Origin of the sequence: Pseudarthrobacter sulfonivorans (genome assembly GCF_001484605.1) — a bacterium.
Classification (GTDB): Bacteria; Actinomycetota; Actinomycetes; order Actinomycetales; family Micrococcaceae; genus Arthrobacter; species Arthrobacter sulfonivorans_A.
Genome location: NZ_CP013747.1, coordinates 4,198,920 through 4,219,170, shown reverse-complemented (window position 1 = coordinate 4,219,170; position 20,251 = coordinate 4,198,920). Strand labels below are relative to the sequence as shown.

The following is a 20,251-nucleotide window of genomic DNA, read 5'->3' as shown; positions in this document are numbered from 1 at the left end:
GGGGCAGGGCTAGATCAGTTCAGTCAGCGTATCGCTCAGGCGGACCAGTTCGTGGTCGTGTGAAGCGACCAGTACTGCGATGCCGTCCGAGGTGGTGTCCTTGAGGATGCTGATGATGCGGTTGGCGGAGGCCCTGTCCAGGCTGGCCGTGGGCTCATCAACCACCAGGACGCGCGTACCCAGGATCAGGGCGCGGGCGATCGCCACACGCTGGCGTTCACCACCGGACAGCTGGGCCGGACGGTGCCGCATCCGGCGGCCCAGGCCCACCAGGTCCAGGAGGTCCTTGGCCATGTCGCGGCGCTGGTCCACCTCGCCGTCGGGCACGGCCGGCAGGAGGACGTTCTCGAGCGCGCTCATGCCGTCGATCAGGGCGCCGCCCTGGTCAACGTAACCGATCAGGGCCCGACGGCGGTCGGCGATTTCGTCGTCGCCCATGCTTTCGAGGGAATCACCTTCCCAGAAGACACGGCCCGACGTCGGCAGGGTCAGTCCCGCACCCACTGTCAGGATGCTGGTCTTGCCGGATCCGCTTCGGCCGGCGACGCAGTGCATCTCGCCGGCGTGCAGCGTGAGGTCGAAGTTCTCCACAACACTGACGGCTTCGGCACCGCTTTTGCCGCCGCCATAGCGGATGGTGATGTCGCTCAGTTCCAGCGGGGTCCCGTGGTCCGCGGCCTTGACGATGGTGTTGGCGCGGGTCTGCAGGGGCGACTCAGCCGAGCCGGACCTCCGGCTCCGGTAAACGTTCGTCTCGTTTGTCATTGGACCACTTTCGTTGCAATCGGTATCCAGCAAAGTACAGCCACGAGGCCGGCGACGCCGGCCCATAGCGCGGCATACGGGGCAAGGAGGAGCCCGATGCCCAGCGCGCCCAGGACGCCCAGCGGCAGGGCCACCGTGCCCACCAGCGCGTTTTCGAAAAGACGGACCTGGCGGAGCATGTCCGGGTTCCAGCCCATGGCCTCAAGGATGCCCAGGTACTGGCGTTTGGCGTTCAGCTCAAACCGGCCGGTGACCAGGGTCAGGACCAGCCCCACTGCGACGCCGGCGAGTGCAAGGAGCATGCTGGGCATCGCCACGCTTGCTGCGGCCAGGCCGCTGAGGGCGCTCGCTCCGGCAGCACGGGGGATGTCGATGAGCAAGGCAACCAGCCCGCCCACCGCGGCTCCGAACACGCCGACTGCGACGGCCAGGGACAGGGTGTTGAACTTGTTCGTGCTGAGCTGCCGGTTGGCAAAGGTCAGCGGGGAGTCCACCGGGATCAGCCGCTCGTCGTGCTGCGGTTCCTGGTCCACCTCATCACGGTGGCGCAGCTGTTGGGCGGCGAAGAAGGCCGCTGCCGCATACAGGACCAGTACGGAGGCTGAGACGATGGCTGTGGTCACGCTCCAGCTCACCAGGCTCAGGATGATCCCGGCTACCGCGAGCAGCGCAGCGCCGACACCGAATTCCTCAAGCACCCAGTTCCTGATGCGCACTTGGGTCCAGCCCATGGCGCGGAGGGTCCCGGCTTCACGTTTGCGTTTGCGGATGTAGCTGACAGTGGAGGCGCCGGTCAACAGCGCGGCTCCGCACAGCGTCAGGAAGAGCAGTGTCACGTTGGTCCCGGTGAGGGAGCCGGAGACTGCGTCCGCTGCATTCTGCCGGACCCAGGACTGCTGGACAGTGCCCAGCGCTGACTCCTTGCCGGCGTCGTCCTTGGAGTATCCGGGGACAAAAATGCTGGCGTCCTCACGGGCGGAACCGGCCACAACAGTAGCCTCAAGACCCATTTCGCGGATCTCGCTGGCGAGCTTTTCGACGTCGGGCTGGGCTTCCTTCCAGCTTCCGGGGGCCTTGGCCCGGACACGTACGGCATCGATCACGGCGGCGTTGTCCTTGTAGCCGCGTGCTGCGGCCAGGCCGTAGAAGTCGGTGATGGCACCGGCCGACTGGCTCGCCAGTCCGGTGGCACTGAGTGAAGGCTTGAGTTCGGTATCGGTGACCGTCTTGCCTTCGGCGTCGTTGGTGAGGGTAAACGGAGTGGGGTCGTAGCCACCCAGCGGAAGGCGGTTGACGTCGCCGGCGGCCTTCTCGACAGCCGCGGGGTCGAAGGTCCCGTAGACCATGGCCAGGGGAGCCGCGAGCTTCTCCCCTGTTGCCAGGTCTTCCCGGTAGGAACGTTCGTCCACGGGTTCACGCTGCGTCTGGTCCACCGGGGCGCCGTTGGCACCCTTCTCCGGCAGCCGGTTTACGGTGACCCAGTCGCCGGGAACGGCGGTCTTCTGGACTGCCCCGTTGGCCGCGGCTTCGCCGTCGGTGTACTTCGGCGCGGCAGCGAAGTCGGTGCTCCACGTGGCCGGGGTGTAGAGGCCCTGGTTGAAGTTGCCGGCGCTGCCGAGGAGACCGGAGTGGTCGGTGGAACCGGGCCAGGACAGAGCGAACGGGTCCTTGGACACAAACGGCAGGTAGTCCTTACCGAGGGAACGCGTGGCGGTGCCGACTTCCTTGACAACCTTGCCCGCGGCGTCGATCTCCTCGATCTTCACGTTGTACTTAAGGTCCAGGGATGTGCCGGAACGGACAACCAGGGGAATGGCCTGCGAGTCCGCGGTCAGCTGTCCGCTGCGCTTCGCCTGCTGGTACTGCGTCATCAGCGGTGCCCAGTACTTGAGCTTGACACCGAGGAAGTCAGGGCCCTCGTTGAGCTCTTCCAGGCTGATGCCGTTGGTGAAGAGGCTTTCGAAGTGCCGGCCGATGGCTCCGGCGTTCCGCGCGTCAGCGGGCGGGGCCTTCTCCAGCGGGGCGAGAAAGTCGCCCGCCGAGCCGAGCAGGGCGCGCTCGGAGACGGGGTCGACGGCGACGACGGACTCGGTCACTTCTGGAGACAGCGGCAGTGACACCGAAAGGTTGAACAGGTTATGTTCGGAGCCGCCGGCCGGAGCGGGGAACTTGATGCCTGTCTCGCCTGCGGGAGGGGCAATCCGGATGCTGCTGCCGCCGGCAGCCTTCTCTTCGACGAGTTTGGCCTTGCCCAGGCTGCCCTCGGCCGTGGACTTGAACAGGGTCTGCTCGGAGACACCGTCGGAGCTGACGGCGCTGGCGGTCAGGCGGTAGTTCTTGGGGGTATCGCCGAGCACGGACTCAGCAGCGGGCCATTTACTGGGATCTGTGGCGCCGGCGGCCTGGTCCGTGGTGGCTGTGCCTGCCAGCCCGGAGTTGTAGCCAAGGTAGTCCATGGCGTCGAGCCGTGGCGCTTCCAGGTTCTGCGTTACGCGGGACACCAGGCTGATGGGGGCCGCCACGGACGTTCCGGAAAGCTTCCGGATGCTCTCGAGCTGGTCAAAGCCGATGCCGCCGCCACCGTTGGCGATCTCCGGCTGCATCAGCGCCCCGGAGCCTGCCTTGGCCTGGACCAGGACGTCGTAGAGACCCCGCGAGTTCTCATCCACCGTTCGGTTGAGTGCGGCCTGCGACTGGCCTTGGACGAGGACCGACAAGCACATGGCTGCGATCAAGATGGCCGCGGTCAGCAGCAGCACTTTGCTTCTGATGAACCTCTGGACGGCGTTCATTGGGCTCCCTGAAACCTGGATTGCGTGCGCACACCGGGATCCGCAGGCGGCGGATATATAGGATTTCCTGCCTGGTGTGCAAAAAGTATTGGCCGGTCTGCCGGCGTGGTCCTGAAACAGGACCTAGCCATTGTAAGCAGACCGGCCAATCATACGTGGCCGACGTTAAGGTTCGGTCACGCGTAGTTGATGGCGGTGCGGTTCTTAGTCCTCGAGGTCCACTTCGCGGACCATTTCGGCGCCGATGCCTGCCTTGATGGCGTCAAGCACCTGCTGCGGAACGGAACTGTCGATGGTCAGCAGTGCCAGAACCTGGCCGCCTTCCGCCTGCCGTGCCACCTGCATGCCGGCAATGTTGATGTTGTTCATGCCCAGGATGTGTCCGATGGTTCCGATCACACCAGGCCGGTCGGCGTAGGCCACCACCACGAGGTGCTCGCTGATGGGGATCTCAACATCGTAGCCGTTGACGCCGACGAGCTTCTGGATCTGCTTCGGACCCGTGAGCGTACCTGCCACGGAGATCTGGCTGCCGTCGCTCAAAGCACCCCGGATGGTGAGGACGTTGCGGTAGTCCTCCGCTTCCGCCGTCGTGATGAGGCGGACGTTGATGCCGCGCTGTTCGGCGATGACCGGGGCGTTGACGTAGGAAACCTGCTCGGTCACCACATCGGCAAAGATGCCCTTGAGCGCGGCAAGTTCCAGGACCTTGACGTCCAGCGCCGCGATCTCGCCGGCCACCTCGACGTCGATCTGGGTCAGGGAGGCGTGGGTCAGCGCGGTGAAGATCCGGCCCAGCTTTTCGATCAGCGGGATGCCCGGACGGACATCGGAGGCGATCACGCCGCCGGCCACGTTCACGGCATCCGGTACCAGTTCGCCGGCCAGCGCCAAGCGAACGGACTTGGCAACCGAGACGCCTGCCTTCTCCTGGGCTTCATCGGTGGATGCACCCAGGTGCGGGGTGACCACCACGTTGTCCAGGGTGAAGAACGGAAGGTCCGTGCTGGGTTCCTTGACGAAGACGTCCACGGCTGCGCCGGCGATCTGGCGGTCCTGCAAGGCTGCGTAGAGCGCCTCTTCGTCCACGAGGCCACCACGGGCCACGTTGACCACGTAGGCGGTGGACTTCATCTTGGTGAACGCGTCAGCGCCGAGCATGCCGACGGTTTCCGGCGTCTTGGGCATGTGGATGGTAACGAAGTCCGACTGGCTCAGCAGTTCATCGAGGGTGACGAGCTTGACGCCGAGCTGCGCGGCGCGGGCCGAGGTGATGTACGGATCGTAGGCGAGGATTTCGGTGTCGAAGCCCTGGAGTCGGGCAGCAACGAGGGCGCCGATGCGGCCCAGGCCGATGATGCCGATCTTCTTCTCGAATAGTTCGATGCCGGTGTACTTGGAGCGCTTCCACTCACCGTTTTTCAGCGCGGAGCTGGCCTGCGGGATGTGGCGTGCGAGGCTCAGGATGTGGCCCACCGTCAGTTCCGCTGCCGAAATGATGTTCGACGTCGGGGCGTTGACCACCATCACGCCGGCCTGTGTGGCGGCCTTAATGTCAACGTTGTCCAGGCCAACGCCGGCGCGGGCGATGACCTTGAGGTTCTTCGCGGCGGCAATGGCTTCGGCGTCCAGGTGGGTGGCGGAGCGGACCAGGATGGCGTCCACGTCCGCGATGGCGGCGAGCAGCTGGGACCGGTCGGAGCCGTCCGTTTGGCGGATCTCGAAGTCCGGGCCGAGGGCCTCGACGGTGGCGGGCGAAAGTTCTTCGGCGAGCAGTACTACGGGTTTTGACACGAGTGATCCTCTGCGTTGCAGTCCTTGGGATGGAACAAGTCTAGGCGGACGGAAAGGCCGGGCTCACATTGTTAAGTGAACCCGGCCTCATGATGGCACCCCGAGGGGCACCGGCACAGCAGACTTACCGGGCTGCGGAGCCCTCTACGTAGTCCTCGTCCGTCTGCTGCCAGGCGAACAGTGAGCGCAACTCGCGGCCAACGGCCTCGATCGGGTGCTGCTCAGCCTTGGCACGCAGGGCCTTGAACTCTTCGCCGCCGTTGTCCTGGTCGTCGATGAAGCGCTTGGCGAACGCGCCGCTCTGGATGTCGGCGAGGACAGCCTGCATGTTTTCCTTCACCTCGGGGGTGATGACGCGCGGGCCGGAGACGTAGTCGCCGTACTCTGCGGTATCGGAAACGCTCCAGCGCTGCTTGGCGATGCCGCCTTCCCACATGAGGTCAACGATGAGCTTGAGCTCGTGAAGAACCTCGAAGTAGGCGATCTGCGGCTGGTAGCCGGCTTCGGTCAGGGTTTCGAAGCCGTACTGGACCAGCTGGGACACGCCGCCGCAGAGGACGGACTGCTCGCCGAAGAGGTCGGTTTCGGTCTCTTCGGTGAAGGTGGTCTTGATGACGCCGGCGCGGGTGCCGCCGATGGCCTTGGCGTAGGACTTGGCCAGGTCCCAGGCTGCGCCGGTGGCGTCCTGCTCCACGGCGATGATGTCCGGGATGCCTCGGCCGGCCTCGAATTCGCGGCGCACGGTGTGTCCCGGAGCCTTCGGGGCGATCAGGATGACGTCAACGCCCTCCGGTGCCTCGATGTAGCCGAAGCGGATGTTGAAGCCGTGGGCGAAGGCCAGGGCCTTGCCCGGGGTCAGCTTGTCCTTGATGGAGTCGTTGTAAATCGAGCGCTGGTACTGGTCCGGCGCCAGGATCATGATGACGTCGGCCCATTCGGCGGCGTCGGCAACGGTCAGGGCCTTGAAGCCGGCTTCTTCGGCCTTGGCGATCGACTTCGAGCCTTCCTTGAGGGCGATGACAACCTCGACGCCGGAGTCGCGCAGGTTCAGCGCGTGGGCGTGGCCCTGGGAGCCATAGCCAACAATGGCGACCTTGCGACCCTGGATGATCGACAGGTCGGCGTCGTCGTCGTAGAACATTTCAGTCACTTGGGTAACTCCTCTTGAGTGATTCACTGGGTAATTAGTCTGGGGTGTTGCGGTACTGCACGGGCATTGCGCCGCAGGTGGGGCCGTGCCCCGCCTTAACTAAGCGCTGCGCAAAGCCCTGTCACTCATGGAGCGGGATCCCCGTCCAACGGCCAGGGTGCCGGACTGCACAATTTCGCGGATGCCGAAGGGCTCAAGCACTGAGAGCAGCGCCGTGAGCTTTTCGGGGTGGCCTGTTGCTTCAATGACCACGGAGTCGGTGGAGACGTCAACCACTGAAGCACGGAACAGGTCTGCAGCCTGGGTCACCTGCAGACGAGTCGCGGCATCCGCACGTACCTTGACCAGGATGTGGTCTCGCTGTACGGAAGATTCGGAGGTCAGCTCAACAATCTTGATCACGTTGACCAGCTTATTGAGCTGCTTGGTGACCTGTTCAATCAGGTCACCATCGGCGTCGACGACGACGGTCATCCGGGACATGCCCGGAACTTCCGTCGGGCCCACGGCCAGGGAGTTGATGTTAAAGGCGCGTCGGGCGAACAGGCTCGCGACGCGGGTCAGTACACCGGGCTTGTCTTCAACCAGAACGGACAGTGTGTGGCGGGTCATGTTCAGTCCTCCTCTTCCCATTCCGGGGTCATGTTGCGGGCAACCTGGATCTGGTCGTTGCTCACGCCGGCGGGCACCATCGGCCACACCATGGAGTCGGGGCTCACCACGAAGTCGATAACCACGGGGCGGTCATTGATTTCGAGGGCCTTCTGGATGGTGGCATCAATATCCTCGTCCCGCTCGCAGCGGAAGGAGGCACAGCCGTAGGCCTCCCCCAGCTTGACGAAGTCGGGGATGCGGACGGTCTCGTGGCCGGTGTTGAGGTCCGTGTTGGAGTAGCGGCCCTCGTAGAAGAGGGTCTGCCACTGGCGGACCATGCCCAGCGAGGAGTTGTTGATGATGGCAACCTTGATGGGGATCTTGTTGATGGCGCACGTGGCCAGTTCCTGGTTGGTCATCTGGAAGCAGCCGTCGCCGTCGATGGCCCAGACCACACGGTCCGGCTCCCCCACTTTGGCGCCCATGGCAGCCGGTACGGCATAGCCCATGGTGCCGGCGCCGCCTGAGTTCAGCCAGGCGTGCGGGCGCTCGTACTTGATGAACTGTGCCGCCCACATCTGGTGCTGGCCCACGCCGGCAACGTAGATGCCTTCGGGGCCGGTCAGTGCGCCGATGCGTTCGATGACGCGCTGCGGGGCGCTCAGTCCGTCCTCCGGCTCGGTCCAGCCCAGCGGGTAGGTTTCCTTAAGGTTGTTAAGGAACGCCCACCAGGTGGTGAGGTCCGGCGTGCCGGCGGATTCGAACTGTGAGCGCACAGCCTCGGTGAGCTCGGGGATGATTTCCTTGACGGATCCCACGATCGGCACGTCGGCGGTCCGGTTCTTGGAGATTTCGGCGGGATCAATATCCGCGTGGATCACCTTGGCGTTCGGGGCGAAGGACTTCAGGATGCCCGTCACCCGGTCATCGAACCGGGCGCCGAGTGTGATGAGCAGATCGGACTGCTGCAGCGCCGTGACCGCGGAAACGGTGCCATGCATGCCCGGCATGCCCACGTGCTGCGGGTGCGAATCGGGGAATACACCGCGTGCCATCAGGGTAGTGACAACGGGCGCGCCCGTGAGTTCCGCCAGTTCGCGGAGTTCCGCGGCAGCGTGTGCCTTCACCACACCGCCGCCCACGTAGAGCACGGGCTTGGTGGCCGAGGCGATCAGCTTGGCAGCTTCACGGACCTGCTTGTTATGGCCGCGCGTCACCGGGCGGTAGCCGGGGAGGTCGATCTTCGGCGGCCACGAGAAGGTCATCTGACCCTGCTGGGCGTCCTTTGCGACGTCCACGAGGACCGGGCCGGGACGTCCGGAGGAGGCCAGGTGGAAGGCCTCCGCCATAACGTGCGGGATGTCGTTGGGGTCGGTCACCAGGAACGAATGCTTGGTGATCGGCATGGTGATGCCAACAATGTCGGCTTCCTGGAACGCGTCGGTGCCGATCACACCGCTGGATACCTGGCCGGTAATGGCCACTATCGGCACGGAATCCATGTGGGCATCCATGATGGCGGTAACGAGGTTGGTGGCACCGGGTCCCGAGGTGGCGATACAGACGCCCACCCGGCCGGTAACCATGGCATAGCCTTGCGCGGCGTGGCCGGCTCCCTGTTCGTGACGGACCAGTACGTGATTCATGCTGGAGGCCATCAAGGGGTCATAGGTAGGCAGGATCGCGCCACCAGGCAAACCAAAAATATCGTCGACGCCGAGTTCTTCGAGCGATCGGACAATAGCTTGCGAGCCGGTCATCACCGTTGGGGGTACAACGTTGTTCGGCCCAAGGACAGGAGAGACAGCGGCAAGATCAGCGACGACGGCGGCCTGGTCAGCCGTACGGTCGGCGCGTTCCGGAGCCTTGGGGGCTCCAGCGGACTTAGTAGCCATCAGCGAGGGGCTGATCGGCGATCCTTTGCTCATCGGACTCTTCCTTGTGGATCATCTGTGTACTCGGAAATGCGGAAATAAAAAAACCCCTCAGCCTGGCGGCTTTTCGAGGGGTTGCGCGTGACGGTTCGTTACCAGTCGGGCTAGTGAGCCACGCGCTTGGTAAGGACGACGGCTGCATCTGCAGCGGCGCAGCTGGTAACGAATGCGATCATGCGTTCAGTTTTCCCTCTGTGTGAGATACATGTCAACGAGGACTGTGCGCATCTCACAGTGTGGACACCATTGTCCACTGGTTGGCCACGTTCCCCAACTGGGTCGCAGTAACTGTCGTTATGAGCGCTCATAACGACAGTTACTGCTACCCTAGTTGGGCTCAACCAGCGGCCGGAGGTTGAGGAACGAAACCGTGCTACCCGCAGTATGCGCCCGTGGAGGCGCTGTGGACCAGCTTGGCGTACTTGGCGAGCACACCCTTGGTGAACTTGGCCGGGAGGGGCTCCCAGCCGATCTTGCGGGATTCGAGCTCGGCCTCATCAACCAGCAGGTCGAAGCTGCGGGCCGCGATGTCCACGCGGATCCGGTCCCCGTCCTTGACGAAGGCGATGGGGCCGCCGTCGACAGCTTCCGGTGCCACGTGGCCGATGCAGAGGCCGGTGGTTCCGCCGGAGAAGCGGCCGTCGGTGAGGAGCAGGACGTCCTTGCCCAGTCCGGCGCCCTTGATGGCGCCCGTGATGGCGAGCATCTCGCGCATGCCGGGGCCGCCCTTGGGGCCTTCGTAGCGAATGACCACAACGTCGCCGGCCTTGATCAGGCCCTCATCCAGGGCCGCCAGGGCACCCTGCTCGCGCTCGAAGACGCGGGCGGTGCCCTCGAAGACGTCGGCGTCGAAGCCGGCACTCTTCACCACAGCACCCTCGGGCGCCATGGTGCCGTGCAGGATGGTGATGCCGCCGGTCTTGTGGATCGGGTTGTCCATGGCGCGGAGGATCTTGCCGTCCAGGTCCGGCGGGTTGATCGCGGCGAGGTTCTCGGCCACGGTCTTGCCCGTGACGGTGAGGCAGTCGCCGTGCAGCAGGCCGGCGTCGAGCAGTGCGCGCATGATGACCGGCACGCCGCCGATCTTGTCAACGTCCGTCATGACGTAGCGGCCGAACGGCTTCAGGTCGCCCAGGTGCGGGATCTTGTCGCCGATGCGGTTGAAGTCCTCCAGGTTCAGCTCGACTTCAGCTTCGCGGGCGATGGCCAGGAGGTGCAGGACGGCGTTGGTGGAGCCACCGAAGGCCATGGTGACGGCGATGGCGTTTTCGAACGCCTTCTTGGTCATGATGTCCCGGGCGGTGATGCCAAGGCGGAGCAGGTTGACCACTGCCTCGCCGGACTTGCGGGCAAATTCATCACGACGGCGGTCTGCCGAGGGCGGGGCGGCGGAGCCGGGGAGGGACATGCCCAGGGCTTCGCCGATGCAGGCCATGGTGTTGGCGGTGTACATCCCACCGCAGGCGCCTTCGCCGGGGCAGATGGCCTTTTCAATACGGGTCAGGTCTTCGAGGCTCATCTTGCCCGCGGCGCATGCACCGACGGCTTCGAAGGCGTCAATCAGGGTGACTTCCTTTTCGGAGCCGTCCTCAAGCTTGACCCAGCCCGGCATGATGGAGCCGGCGTACAGGAACACACTGGCCAGGTCCAGGCGGGCGGCAGCCATCAGCATGCCGGGGAGGGACTTGTCGCAGCCGGCCAGGAGGACCGAGCCGTCGATGCGCTCGGCCTGCATGACGGTTTCCACGGAGTCGGCAATGACCTCACGGGAAACGAGCGAGAAGTGCATGCCTTCGTGGCCCATGGAGATGCCGTCGGAGACGGAGATGGTGCCGAACTGCATGGGGAAACCACCGCCTGCGTGGACACCTTCCTTGGCGCCCTGGGCCAGCCGGTTCAGGGAGAGGTTGCAGGGAGTGATTTCATTCCAGGAACTCGCAACGCCGATCTGGGGCTTCGCGAAGTCGTCATCGCCCATGCCGACGGCGCGGAACATACCGCGCGCGGGGGCGGCATGGATCCCGTCGGTGACGACCCGGCTGCGGGGTTTGATGTCGATCTTGTTCTCGGTTGCTGTTTGGGTGTCCTCACTCATGGGTCAAAGTCTATGACTCCGATCGGGACGCCAACGACCCGAACAGCCCGTTTGGCCCATTTTCAGGAATATTTCGATCAAATGGTGGACTCTCGTCTCAAATTCTGAGACGGGCCCTTACCGGTCCGCCGGAACCTAGACAGTCCCGTTCGCGCCGACGTACCGTCAGGGAACGGCAACCATGCCATCCGGACTGAAGGGCCCTGCTATGGATTTTGTCTTCTGGATTATCCTCATCGTGCTGATCGTAGGCGTTGTGTGGTGGCTACTGAACCGCAGCAGCTCCTCGAGCACCAGCGACTCCGCGCCGATCCGGACGGACGGCGGCCTCGCCGGAGGAAGCGCAGCCGCCTCGGCCGAAGCCGTCGGCACGACGGGCATCCCCAGCGCTGCGGGCTTCGGCGCCTCTGAGCCGACACCACCGACGACGGCGGACGAGGCGCCCGAGCGGTCCAGCACGGCAGAATCCCAAGAAGCCGTCGCCGGGCACAAAGCCGGCGGTGAAGAAGTCAGCGTCGAAAAAGACACCAGCGCCGGGCAGAAGGTCGTCGCTGAACCCGACGTTGCCGGTTCCACTGCTACTGCTGGTGCCACAGATACCGCTGGTGCCAAGGACACTACTGGTCCCGCAGATACCGCTGCAGCCGATGCACCGGAACGCCCGTCCGCCGAAGAACTGTCATCCCCCGAGTCGGCTGGCTCTGGGGAACCCGGCCGACTTGAGCAGCCGGCTGGGCAAGAGGAGCCGGCTCGCCCGGAGTCGCTAGCAGCCCAGGAACCAGGCAGCAAGGAGCGTGTGAGCCGGCAGGCAGACGAAGCCGAGTGGGAAACCCAGTGGTCAGAGGCAAGCGCACCAGCCCAACCCGCCGCCAGCCACCGGCCGGCAGGCGAAGCGTCCACAGTAATTGCCGACACCCCAACGTCCGAAGCACCACGGGCCCAGGGCGCCGGATTTGTGCATCACCCGGAATACACGGAGCCCCATGCACCCACGCTGCCCGGCGCAGAAACGGCCGCTGCGGAAGCCGAAGCCGAAGTCGCTGGTACGCAACCCGAAGTGGCCGCCGCCGATTCAGCCCCGCACACGGCAAGCGCGGCTCCCGGGCAAGCTGCAGGATCCATGGAGGCCGCGGTAGCCACAGACACAGCAGTAGCCACAGAGGCTGCTGAAGCCCGGACCATGGAGCCGGCAGCCGTGGCGGACTACGAAGCTGCACCGGAACCGACCAGGCATCTGGCCGCGGACCAGCCCTACGGCGCAGGTTCCGCGTCGCCCGGCCCGGATGGAAGCGGTCCGGCGGATTTCGAGGTCAAGGCCGACGCCGGAGCGATGGTCTATTACGAGGAGGGGCATCCGGACTATGAGCAGACGAAAGCCGACGTCTGGTTTGAGTCGGCGGCCCATGCGGAAGCTGCCGGCTTCCGGGCTCCCCGGCGGACGCGTATCTGACCGGACGCAAGCACCCTTTCGGGCCTCCGCGGCGGCCAAGCCCACCGCGGGCGCCTTCGCAGTGTGCCTGGCCGTGCTGCTGTCGGGCTGCACGGGGGACGCCAACGATGCCCCCACCGGCAGCATCACAGGAACCGGGACCAGCACAGGAAACGGGATCGGGACCGGCCCGGGTAACGCCACGCCGCCGGAGGTTGTGGCACGGCTCGATCTCCAGCTCGACATTCCCTGGGCCGCGGTATTCCTGCCGAACGGAACCGCGGTCGTCTCCGAGCGTGACTCTGCGCTGCTGAAAGCTGTCCGTGATGGCAGGGCGGCCACCATCGGCCAGGTCCCCGGCGTTGCTCCTGGCGGTGAGGGAGGCTTGCTGGGACTAGCCCTCTCCCCCGGCTTTCCGTCCGACAACTACCTTTACCTGTACTTCACCTCGGCACAGGACAACCGCATCGCCCGGCTGAAGCTGACGGAACAGCCTGACGGATCCCTGGACCTTGGCGACCCCGAGGTGGTCTTTCCCGGAATCCCGAAGGCATCAACCCACAATGGCGGCCGGATCCGCTTCGGCCCGGACGGGTTCCTGTACGTGGGCACAGGCGACTCCCAGCGCCGCGAACAGCCGCAGGACCGCAACGCTCTGGGCGGGAAGATCCTGCGGCTGACTCCTGAGGGTGACCCGGCACCTGGCAACCCTTTCGGCAATGCCGTATACAGCCTGGGCCACCGAAACGTCCAGGGACTGGCGTGGGACAGCGCCGGCCGGCTCTGGTCCAGCGAGTTCGGCCCGGACGTCAACGACGAGCTCAACCTCATCGAGCCGGGAGCCAACTACGGCTGGCCCGCAGTAACCGGCGCACCGCACCGGGAGGGGTACCGCGACGCGAAGGTGGTTTGGCCTTCGACGGCGGACTCCTCACCCAGCGGCCTGGAAATTGCCGGGTCGACGGCCTACCTCGGCGCCCTGCGCGGCCAACGCCTCTGGACGGTGTCCTTGTCCGGCGAGGAGGCAAGCGCTCCTGTGGCCTATTTCACACGGGAATACGGCAGGATCCGGGACGTCATCCGGACTCCCGACGGCGGCTTCTGGCTCCTGACTAACAACAAAAACCCTGATTTTGTGCTGGTTCTTGCCCCTCCTGCCTGAACCTGGGGAGCATCGGGACCTCGATTTCACATGGGTCGGAAGTTCGTGTAGAGTTTCATGTCGTTGCGGAGATCAACCGGGAAAGAAAAAGCCCGGAAGGTCACCACATAACAGATGCACCTCTAGCTCAATTGGCAGAGCAATTGACTCTTAATCAATGGGTTCCGGGTTCAAGTCCCGGGGGGTGCACCAAAGAAACCCCGTCTTCACTGGCCACAAGCCGTGAAGACGGGGTTTCCTTTTTGCCCCTCGATCGCTGTGGGTATTTAGGGGCTATTTATTCCCTGCTGCTCCGGGGAAAGAGCTGGGACACGCCGCCATCACAGCCGACTGCCTCGAGACTCCGAATCCAACCACCTTGGCTTCCTCAGGCGGTTTCCTGCCGACCCGGACCACATTTACGAGGCGAAGGCCGAGGTCTCAAACGCGGGACACTCAGCTCCGTGAAAGAGCTGGAAGAATCCATGGAACGCTAGGGTGCGGAATGTGGCGGTAGGTCCCTCATGGTGCCCGAACCGGCGGTGACCGGAACCGAAGAATTAGCCATGGCTTCGAGACCCGCTATCCGTCTGCATTCCGCCAGACACGGGACGGAATTCCCACGTATAAGAGCCGTCAGCCTTGAGGCTCATCCGTAGGTGACCCCAGGTGTCGCTAAACTTTCGCTGCACATAAGAGGGGCTGCTGGTGAACGCCCGGAGGCCGATTCCACCAGTGGACACCTGAAATTGTTGCATCCCGTCCGCAACGCACTGGTCCTCGTTGTTTATCGGGCAGGTCCGCTCATAATTGTGCTGCGAGCCGGACAGCAACACACGAACGCGGTTCGCCCAGAACACGTCAATCCACGGCTTCGCCTTAAGGAAGCGGGTATGGCTCGATGTGTTGCTGGTGAAATACGGATCATGGTAGATAACCGCCAGATGCTTTCCAGCGGCCTTCGCCGCTTTCAGGTCGGCATCCATCTCCGAGGTCATCGCCTGCGCCCGCTTAGCGTTATAACGCCATGTGGCCGTAGGCGCTACAAGAATGTGCCAGTTGCCCTTGTCGAACGAATACCAATCAAGAGCGTCTTGGAACCGTACAACATCGGAGCTAGTCGCGCTCTTCACCGTGGACACGCACTGCCCATCCATGTACCGGTCAACGTCGTCATTCTCGCCGGGTTCAACATCATGATTCGGGCCAGCGGTCCAGTACGTCTTGGCCTTAGCCGGACCCCACAACTGGTCGTAAGCCTCGAGCGCGGTACAGGAGCCATTGTCATACTGGAAATCGCCCAGCGCAATGAAGTTGTCCAGCGAACCGTCGTTGAGACCGGCGATGATACTAGCCGCGTTCTTACCACTGTGCGACGTGGCCGACGTGTTACCCGCAGGGTTTATATCCCCGGTGGCGGCGAAATCAAACGGCTCATCGGATGGCGGCGGCAGGGCAGCGGGAGTTGGATCGCCAGCCGCATAGACGCGAACCCAATCCACTCGCATCTCGCCAGCGCCGTTATCAGTGCTGTCTGGGAACCAGTCCAGTTGTAGCGTCTGGTGCATCGGTCCGGGAGGCTGGTGCGCCGGGTCGTTGTCCTCAAACCACTTAACCCCATCGACGTAGCCGACGATCCCATTCGGAGACCAGTCAACCGCGTAGTTGTGGAACTGCGTAACGTCCAGTGCCATGGTCGCCGACGTCTGCGAATTCGAACATCCGTAGTGGTGGAAGAACTTGATGACGCTCCAGTCAGCAGGCGTCTCCGCGTAGTCAACTTCGCCGTCACACGGCCAATTCCTACTATCCGGCCACAGGAGCACCACCATATGATACTCGGTGTCACCCGAACCCGCTGCGCGGACTTCCCACCGGCCGTACTTCTGGCGCCCAAACTTCGCGCTCATTCCAGCGGTCGTGCCGTCCGGTGTTCCAGTCATGACCATTTTGGAACCGTCTACCGTGACCTGCTGGGGACTCCGAATGCCATTCCCGTCGTGCCCGGCACTGTTGTACACGGACCACTTCGCGGCGTCCGGTGCGCCGGTATAGTTGAACTCGTCGCCAGCGGTCGGCGTACCCCAGTTCAGATCTGTCGCGGCCGAGCCCGTCGTCGTTGGCGTAGTGGGCGTCGGCGTGGCTGATGCTGATGTGGCGACCGGCGCCGTCGAAGTTACTGCCGGTTGAGTTGAAGGGGCCGAGCAGCCGGCCAGGAGGATTGCCACGACCCCAACGGCGACCAAGTGTTTACGCATACGTCAGATGATAAGGGCATCGCGCGGCGAGACCTACGGCCAGATGCCGCTGGTGATGTTGAAGAGTTCACTTTGTAAAGCGACCATCGATGCACTTCCTGAAAGTGCGCCCTGAACCGCTGCAAATCACTCGGCAAAGACGCCACTTCTGGACGCTTCAGGTACAAACCAAAAAAGGCACCACCACTGCGGAATTTTGCAGTAATGGTGCCAGTCAGATTTACCGGATTCCCGGGATTGCTAGCTGAGCGGGGCACCGTCCACCAGGGCGCGGGTTGACGGCGACGCGAACTGGCTGGCCAGCTCCCTGACCACAGCCTGGAGCTCCTGCCGCAGGGCGTCAGGGTCAATAGTTGCCGCGGCAAGCACCGAGCGTTCCATCTCAACGGCTGCGGCTGCGGCTTCCCGTCCGCTGTCCGTGAGGGACACCACCTGGCTGCGGCGGTCCGAGGTGCTGCGGACGCGGGCAATGTGGCCGTGGGACTCCAACCGGCTCAGGGTTTTACCCATGGTCTGGGCCTGAACGCGCACATATTGGGCGAGTTGGGCCTGTGTCATCGGCCCCTGCGCTGAGAGGACTTCAATAGCGATCACGCCGGCGTGCGTCAGTCCGATGGCGCTTAGCTTTTCGTTCCAGGAGTGTTCTACGAGGCGTGCCGCAGTGGACAATAGGCGCCCAGTGGGCCAGCGATCCATGTCAGGCATACCAGCAAGTATAGCTAAGGCTGGTTAGCACCGGTCGTGGATGCTTACTAAACTGGTGTGTTCCGCCTGCAACGAGGAGATTAACAGTGGCTGACAGACTCTTGACCGGCGACGTGGCGCCCGGCTTCACCCTGAAGGATTCGTCGGGTAAAGACGTCAACCTGGCTTCCGGCCACAGCGGCAGCACCATCGTGTATTTCTACCCAGCCGCCGCCACCCCCGGCTGCACGAAACAGGCCTGCGATTTCCGCGACAGCCTGGCATCCTTCACGTCGGCCGGTTATCGGGTCCTGGGCGTCTCCCCCGATTCCGTGGACAAACTTGCTGCCTTTGCCGCCAACGAGGACCTTAGCTTTCCGTTGCTTTCGGACGAGGACCATGCCGTGGCCGAAGCCTATGGTGCCTGGGGCGAAAAGAAGAATTACGGACGGACCTATGAGGGACTGATCCGCAGCACCGTGGTGATCGATCCCGACGGAAAAGTGGCGCTTGCCCAGTACAACGTCCGGGCCACCGGCCACGTGGCAAAACTCCGGCGCGACCTCAAAGTGGACGCGTAAAGCATTACGCGGGAAGTGGCGCCGGTACGGGCGGCAGGAACCGGCTGACCGGAACCCCGCCGGCCCGAGGCTACAATGGAAACTGGCATCCGCCGTCGTACGTTTTTATCCGTAGGCCATCTGGCCAAGGTTGAAGACAACGGCAGCAACTGCCAAGCGCGAGTGGTGAAATTGGCAGACACGCAGGATTTAGGTTCCTGTGCCTTCGGGCGTGGGGGTTCAAGTCCCCCCTTGCGCACACTTACACAGAGATCCCGGGCCCACAGGCCCGGGATCTCCGTCATTTAACTGCCCATCTACCGTGTTCTGCTGGGCTTTCCCTGCGGGCTGGCCGCGAATCTAAAAAACTCTTGGCGATCCACCCATCCGCTTCCGTGCTCCGGCCGAATACCCATTGAGACACCAGCCAAGGGCAGGTGCCCAACAGTCGGAAAAGGCCACGCGGCAGGCATCAGGTCAGCCGCAGGCAAGAAATCGGCACAAACAAGGAGAACCGAAATGCAGTCATTCAAGCGCACATCCTTCACCGTCGCAGGCGTTGCAGCTGCAGCCCTGCTGAGCCTTACCGCCTGCGGTGGAACAGCAACCACAACCCCGAGCTCCTCGGCACCTGCCGCCACCCCGTCAGCGACGAAGATGGCCCCGTCACCGTCCGCCAGTGCTGCTGCCATGGATCCGGCCGCAAACCTCGTTGGCGCAGGCTGCGCCGGCTACGCCGAGAAGGTCCCCACCGGGGCAGGCTCGGTTGCCGGGATGGCCCTTGACCCGGTAGCGGTCGCGGCATCCAACAACCCCATCCTGACCACCCTCACGGCAGCTGTCTCCGGCAAGCTGAACCCGAAGGTTGACCTGGTTGACACCCTTAACGGCGGCGAGTTCACGGTCTTCGCTCCGGTGGATGACGCCTTCGCCAAGATCGATGCCGCCACCATTGAGACGCTCAAGACGGACGACGCCCTGCTGAGCAAGATCCTGACCTACCACGTGGTCCCCGGCCAGATCACCCCTGACAAGATCGCCGGCACACACGCCACGGTCCAGGGCGGTTCAGTCACCGTGACCGGCAGCAAGGATGCCCTCATGGTTGATGGCGCCAGCGTGATCTGCGGCGGCGTCCAGACCAAGAACGCCACCGTTTACCTGATCGACTCGGTGCTGATGCCCAAGTAGTCCGGCTTTCAAGCCCAGAGGCCTGTTCCGCACCCGGAACAGGCCTCTGGCGTGTGTCCAGGGAGCACCGGGGTGTGTCAACTAGACTGTGTCCTTGGCCCGCAGTCCGCGGCGCCGGCCAGAAGCAGCCAGAGGTGATAGACGAGTGCCCAGCAGTACTTCGCGGCGAACGGTCATCAAGACCGGCGCCGTTTTTATGGCGTTAGGCCTGACCTCCTGTACCGGCAACCCACCACCTTCGCCCTCGGCAACGTCTCCTTCGACGGCGCCCGCCGGCGCTGAACCCACCGAAACGTTCACGTTCGGCACGGCGTCCCAGCCCCTCGGCCTGGACCCCGCGCTCTCGAGCGATGTGGAAAGCTACCGGATCACCCGGCAGATCCTCGAAGGCCTGGTGGGTGTGGACCAGACCACGGGCAAGCCCACGCCGCTGCTGGCAACGGAATGGTCCGAGGAAAACGAAGGCCGCTCGTACACGTTCAAACTCCGCAGCGGCGTCTCGTTCCAGGACGGCACGCCCTTCAACGCCGACGCCGTGTGTGCCAACTTCAACCGCTGGTTCGCCTTCTCGGCGGAACTGCGGCGGCAGGCGCCGGGAAGCTCGTTCAAGAGCGTGTTCAAGGCACATTCCGACGACGCTGCGCTCTCCATTTTCAAGAGCTGCACGGCCCTTTCCGCTGACACTGTCCGGATCGACCTGACTCAGCGCTTCACCGCGTTCCTCCAGGCGCTCACCCTGCCGGCGTTCGCCATCGCATCCCCGGCCGCCCTGACAGCGGGCACGGCGGATGTCCTGGATCAGACCCGTGGCGGAAACCCGCTCTCCCGGTTCGCCACCAACCCCGTCGGCACAGGACCGTTCAGCCTGGCCGCCTGGGACGAGGCGAGTGTCCAGCTCATCAGCCACAAAAACTACTGGGGTGAGCGCGGGCAGATCTCCACCATTAGTTTCGTCACGTACGACCACCCCCAGACTCGGCTTCAGGCCCTCCTGGACGGCAAGATCGACGGCTACGACGCCGTCACGGTGGGCAACTTCGATCAGCTGGTCAAGCGGGGCATGCAGATCGTCCAGCGTGATCCTTTCTCGGTGATGTACCTGGGCATCAACCAGGAAATTCCGGTCCTGCAGAACGAAAAAGTGCGGCAGGCCATTGAGCTGGCCATCGATAAGGAAACCCTGATCCGCAAGTTCTTCATCGACAACACAGCCAAGGCCTCACAGTTCGTTCCTCCGAAGATCAGCGGTTTCAATAATGACGCTCCCGCGCTGGGCCACGATCCGGTCAAGGCCAAGGCCTATCTGACCGAGGCCGGCTACACCGGGGAAGAGCTCAGGTTCTACTATCCGCTTAACGCCACCCGCCCGTATCTGCCCACGCCGGAGAAAATCTACGCCGAAATCAGCAGGCAACTGACCGCCGTCGGGTTCAACATCAAACCTGTCCCGGTGGACTGGTCCGAAGGCTATCTCCAGAAAGTGCAGTCACCCGGAGACCACGGGCTCCACCTGCTCGGCTGGAATGGCGCGTATGCCGATGCCGATAACTTTGTGGGCCCGCTGTTCGGCGAAAAGAACGGCGAATTCGGCTACCAGGACCCGCAGGTCTTCTCCAAGATCAACCGCGCCCGCGGCCTCCCTGCCGGCAAGGAACGCGACGAGCAGTACCACACCATCAACGCCCAGATCGCGGCCACTGTGCCGGCGGTTCCCATCGCCTTCCCCATCTCGGCACTCGCACTCTCGGACCGCGTCAGCAGCTACCCGGCGTCCCCGGTACTGAGTGAAGTTTTCACAAAGGTACAGCTAAAGCCTTGACGGCCCGGCCCAATTTCAGTATGCGGGCCGCCCGGGGATATTCTT

14 protein-coding genes and 2 tRNA genes are annotated in these 20,251 nt (G+C 63.8%); 7 read left to right on the top strand and 9 right to left on the bottom strand.

All coding sequences use genetic code 11. The features are described 5' to 3' along the window. Positions 1-9: 9 nt before the first annotated feature. The 7 genes from AU252_RS19135 to ilvD all read right to left on the bottom strand — a co-directional run bounded on the left by AU252_RS19135 (position 10) and on the right by ilvD (position 11,124). The gene (locus tag AU252_RS19135; protein WP_056349225.1) at positions 10-765 is read right to left on the bottom strand and encodes an ABC transporter ATP-binding protein; all 756 of its coding nucleotides are present in this window, start codon (positions 763-765) and stop codon (positions 10-12) included. Further along, positions 762-3,557: an ABC transporter permease gene (locus AU252_RS19130; protein ID WP_058932077.1), complete on the bottom strand. Its 2,796-nt coding sequence runs from the start codon at positions 3,555-3,557 to the stop codon at positions 762-764. Before AU252_RS19130 ends, AU252_RS19135 begins: the two co-directional genes overlap by 4 nt. Positions 3,558-3,761: 204 nt before the next feature. Continuing rightward, positions 3,762-5,351, bottom strand: a complete 1,590-nt coding sequence (gene serA, locus AU252_RS19125) for a phosphoglycerate dehydrogenase (RefSeq protein ID WP_058932076.1) — start codon at positions 5,349-5,351, stop codon at positions 3,762-3,764. A gap of 124 nt (positions 5,352-5,475) precedes the next feature. Then, the gene (gene ilvC, locus AU252_RS19120) at positions 5,476-6,501 is read right to left on the bottom strand and encodes a ketol-acid reductoisomerase (protein ID WP_058932075.1); all 1,026 of its coding nucleotides are present in this window, start codon (positions 6,499-6,501) and stop codon (positions 5,476-5,478) included. 99 nt (positions 6,502-6,600) lie between these two features. Next, a complete protein-coding gene (ilvN, locus tag AU252_RS19115; protein ID WP_028271611.1) occupies positions 6,601-7,113 on the bottom strand; it encodes an acetolactate synthase small subunit in 513 nt (170 codons plus the stop codon). A gap of 2 nt (positions 7,114-7,115) precedes the next feature. Further along, positions 7,116-9,023, bottom strand: a complete 1,908-nt coding sequence (locus AU252_RS19110) for an acetolactate synthase large subunit (RefSeq protein ID WP_058932074.1) — start codon at positions 9,021-9,023, stop codon at positions 7,116-7,118. 379 nt (positions 9,024-9,402) lie between these two features. Continuing rightward, a complete protein-coding gene (ilvD, locus tag AU252_RS19105; protein ID WP_058932073.1) occupies positions 9,403-11,124 on the bottom strand; it encodes a dihydroxy-acid dehydratase in 1,722 nt (573 codons plus the stop codon). A gap of 208 nt (positions 11,125-11,332) precedes the next feature. On the opposite strand from ilvD, the gene AU252_RS19100 reads away from it, so the two are divergent. From AU252_RS19100 to AU252_RS19090, 3 genes are all read left to right on the top strand, one after another. After that, positions 11,333-12,574 carry a hypothetical protein gene (locus AU252_RS19100; RefSeq protein ID WP_058932072.1) on the top strand — a complete coding sequence of 414 codons (1,242 nt, stop codon included), beginning with the start codon at positions 11,333-11,335 and terminating at the stop codon, positions 12,572-12,574. Then, on the top strand, positions 12,528-13,715 hold the full coding sequence (locus AU252_RS19095; RefSeq protein WP_083510478.1) for a PQQ-dependent sugar dehydrogenase: 1,188 nt from the start codon (positions 12,528-12,530) through the stop codon (positions 13,713-13,715). Before AU252_RS19100 ends, AU252_RS19095 begins: the two co-directional genes overlap by 47 nt. A 116-nt stretch (positions 13,716-13,831) precedes the next feature. Next, positions 13,832-13,907 (top strand) — tRNA-Lys (locus AU252_RS19090). Positions 13,908-14,254: 347 nt separating this feature from the next. Here AU252_RS19090 and AU252_RS19085 read toward each other — a convergent pair. Both AU252_RS19085 and AU252_RS19080 read right to left on the bottom strand, forming a co-directional pair. Next, positions 14,255-15,952 (bottom strand): family 16 glycosylhydrolase, encoded by a 1,698-nt coding sequence (locus AU252_RS19085; RefSeq protein WP_083510477.1) that lies wholly within the window; start codon positions 15,950-15,952, stop codon positions 14,255-14,257. A 240-nt stretch (positions 15,953-16,192) separates the two neighbouring features. Continuing rightward, positions 16,193-16,648: a MarR family winged helix-turn-helix transcriptional regulator gene (locus AU252_RS19080; protein ID WP_058932071.1), complete on the bottom strand. Its 456-nt coding sequence runs from the start codon at positions 16,646-16,648 to the stop codon at positions 16,193-16,195. 95 nt (positions 16,649-16,743) lie between these two features. Between AU252_RS19080 and bcp the strand changes: the two genes are divergently transcribed. The 4 genes from bcp (at position 16,744) to AU252_RS19060 (ending at position 20,206) form a co-directional block, all read left to right on the top strand. Beyond that, complete coding sequence (gene bcp / locus AU252_RS19075; protein WP_058932070.1) at positions 16,744-17,217, top strand: thioredoxin-dependent thiol peroxidase; 474 nt, start codon at positions 16,744-16,746, stop codon at positions 17,215-17,217. A gap of 156 nt (positions 17,218-17,373) precedes the next feature. Next, a tRNA-Leu gene (locus tag AU252_RS19070) sits at positions 17,374-17,455 on the top strand. 260 nt (positions 17,456-17,715) lie between these two features. Continuing rightward, positions 17,716-18,387, top strand: coding sequence for a fasciclin domain-containing protein (locus AU252_RS19065; protein ID WP_058932069.1), 672 nt, complete (start codon positions 17,716-17,718; stop codon positions 18,385-18,387). 196 nt (positions 18,388-18,583) lie between these two features. Next, entirely contained in the window at positions 18,584-20,206 is a 1,623-nt protein-coding gene (locus tag AU252_RS19060) for an ABC transporter substrate-binding protein (protein ID WP_205630712.1), read from the top strand. The last annotated feature ends 45 nt before the right edge of the window (positions 20,207-20,251 follow it).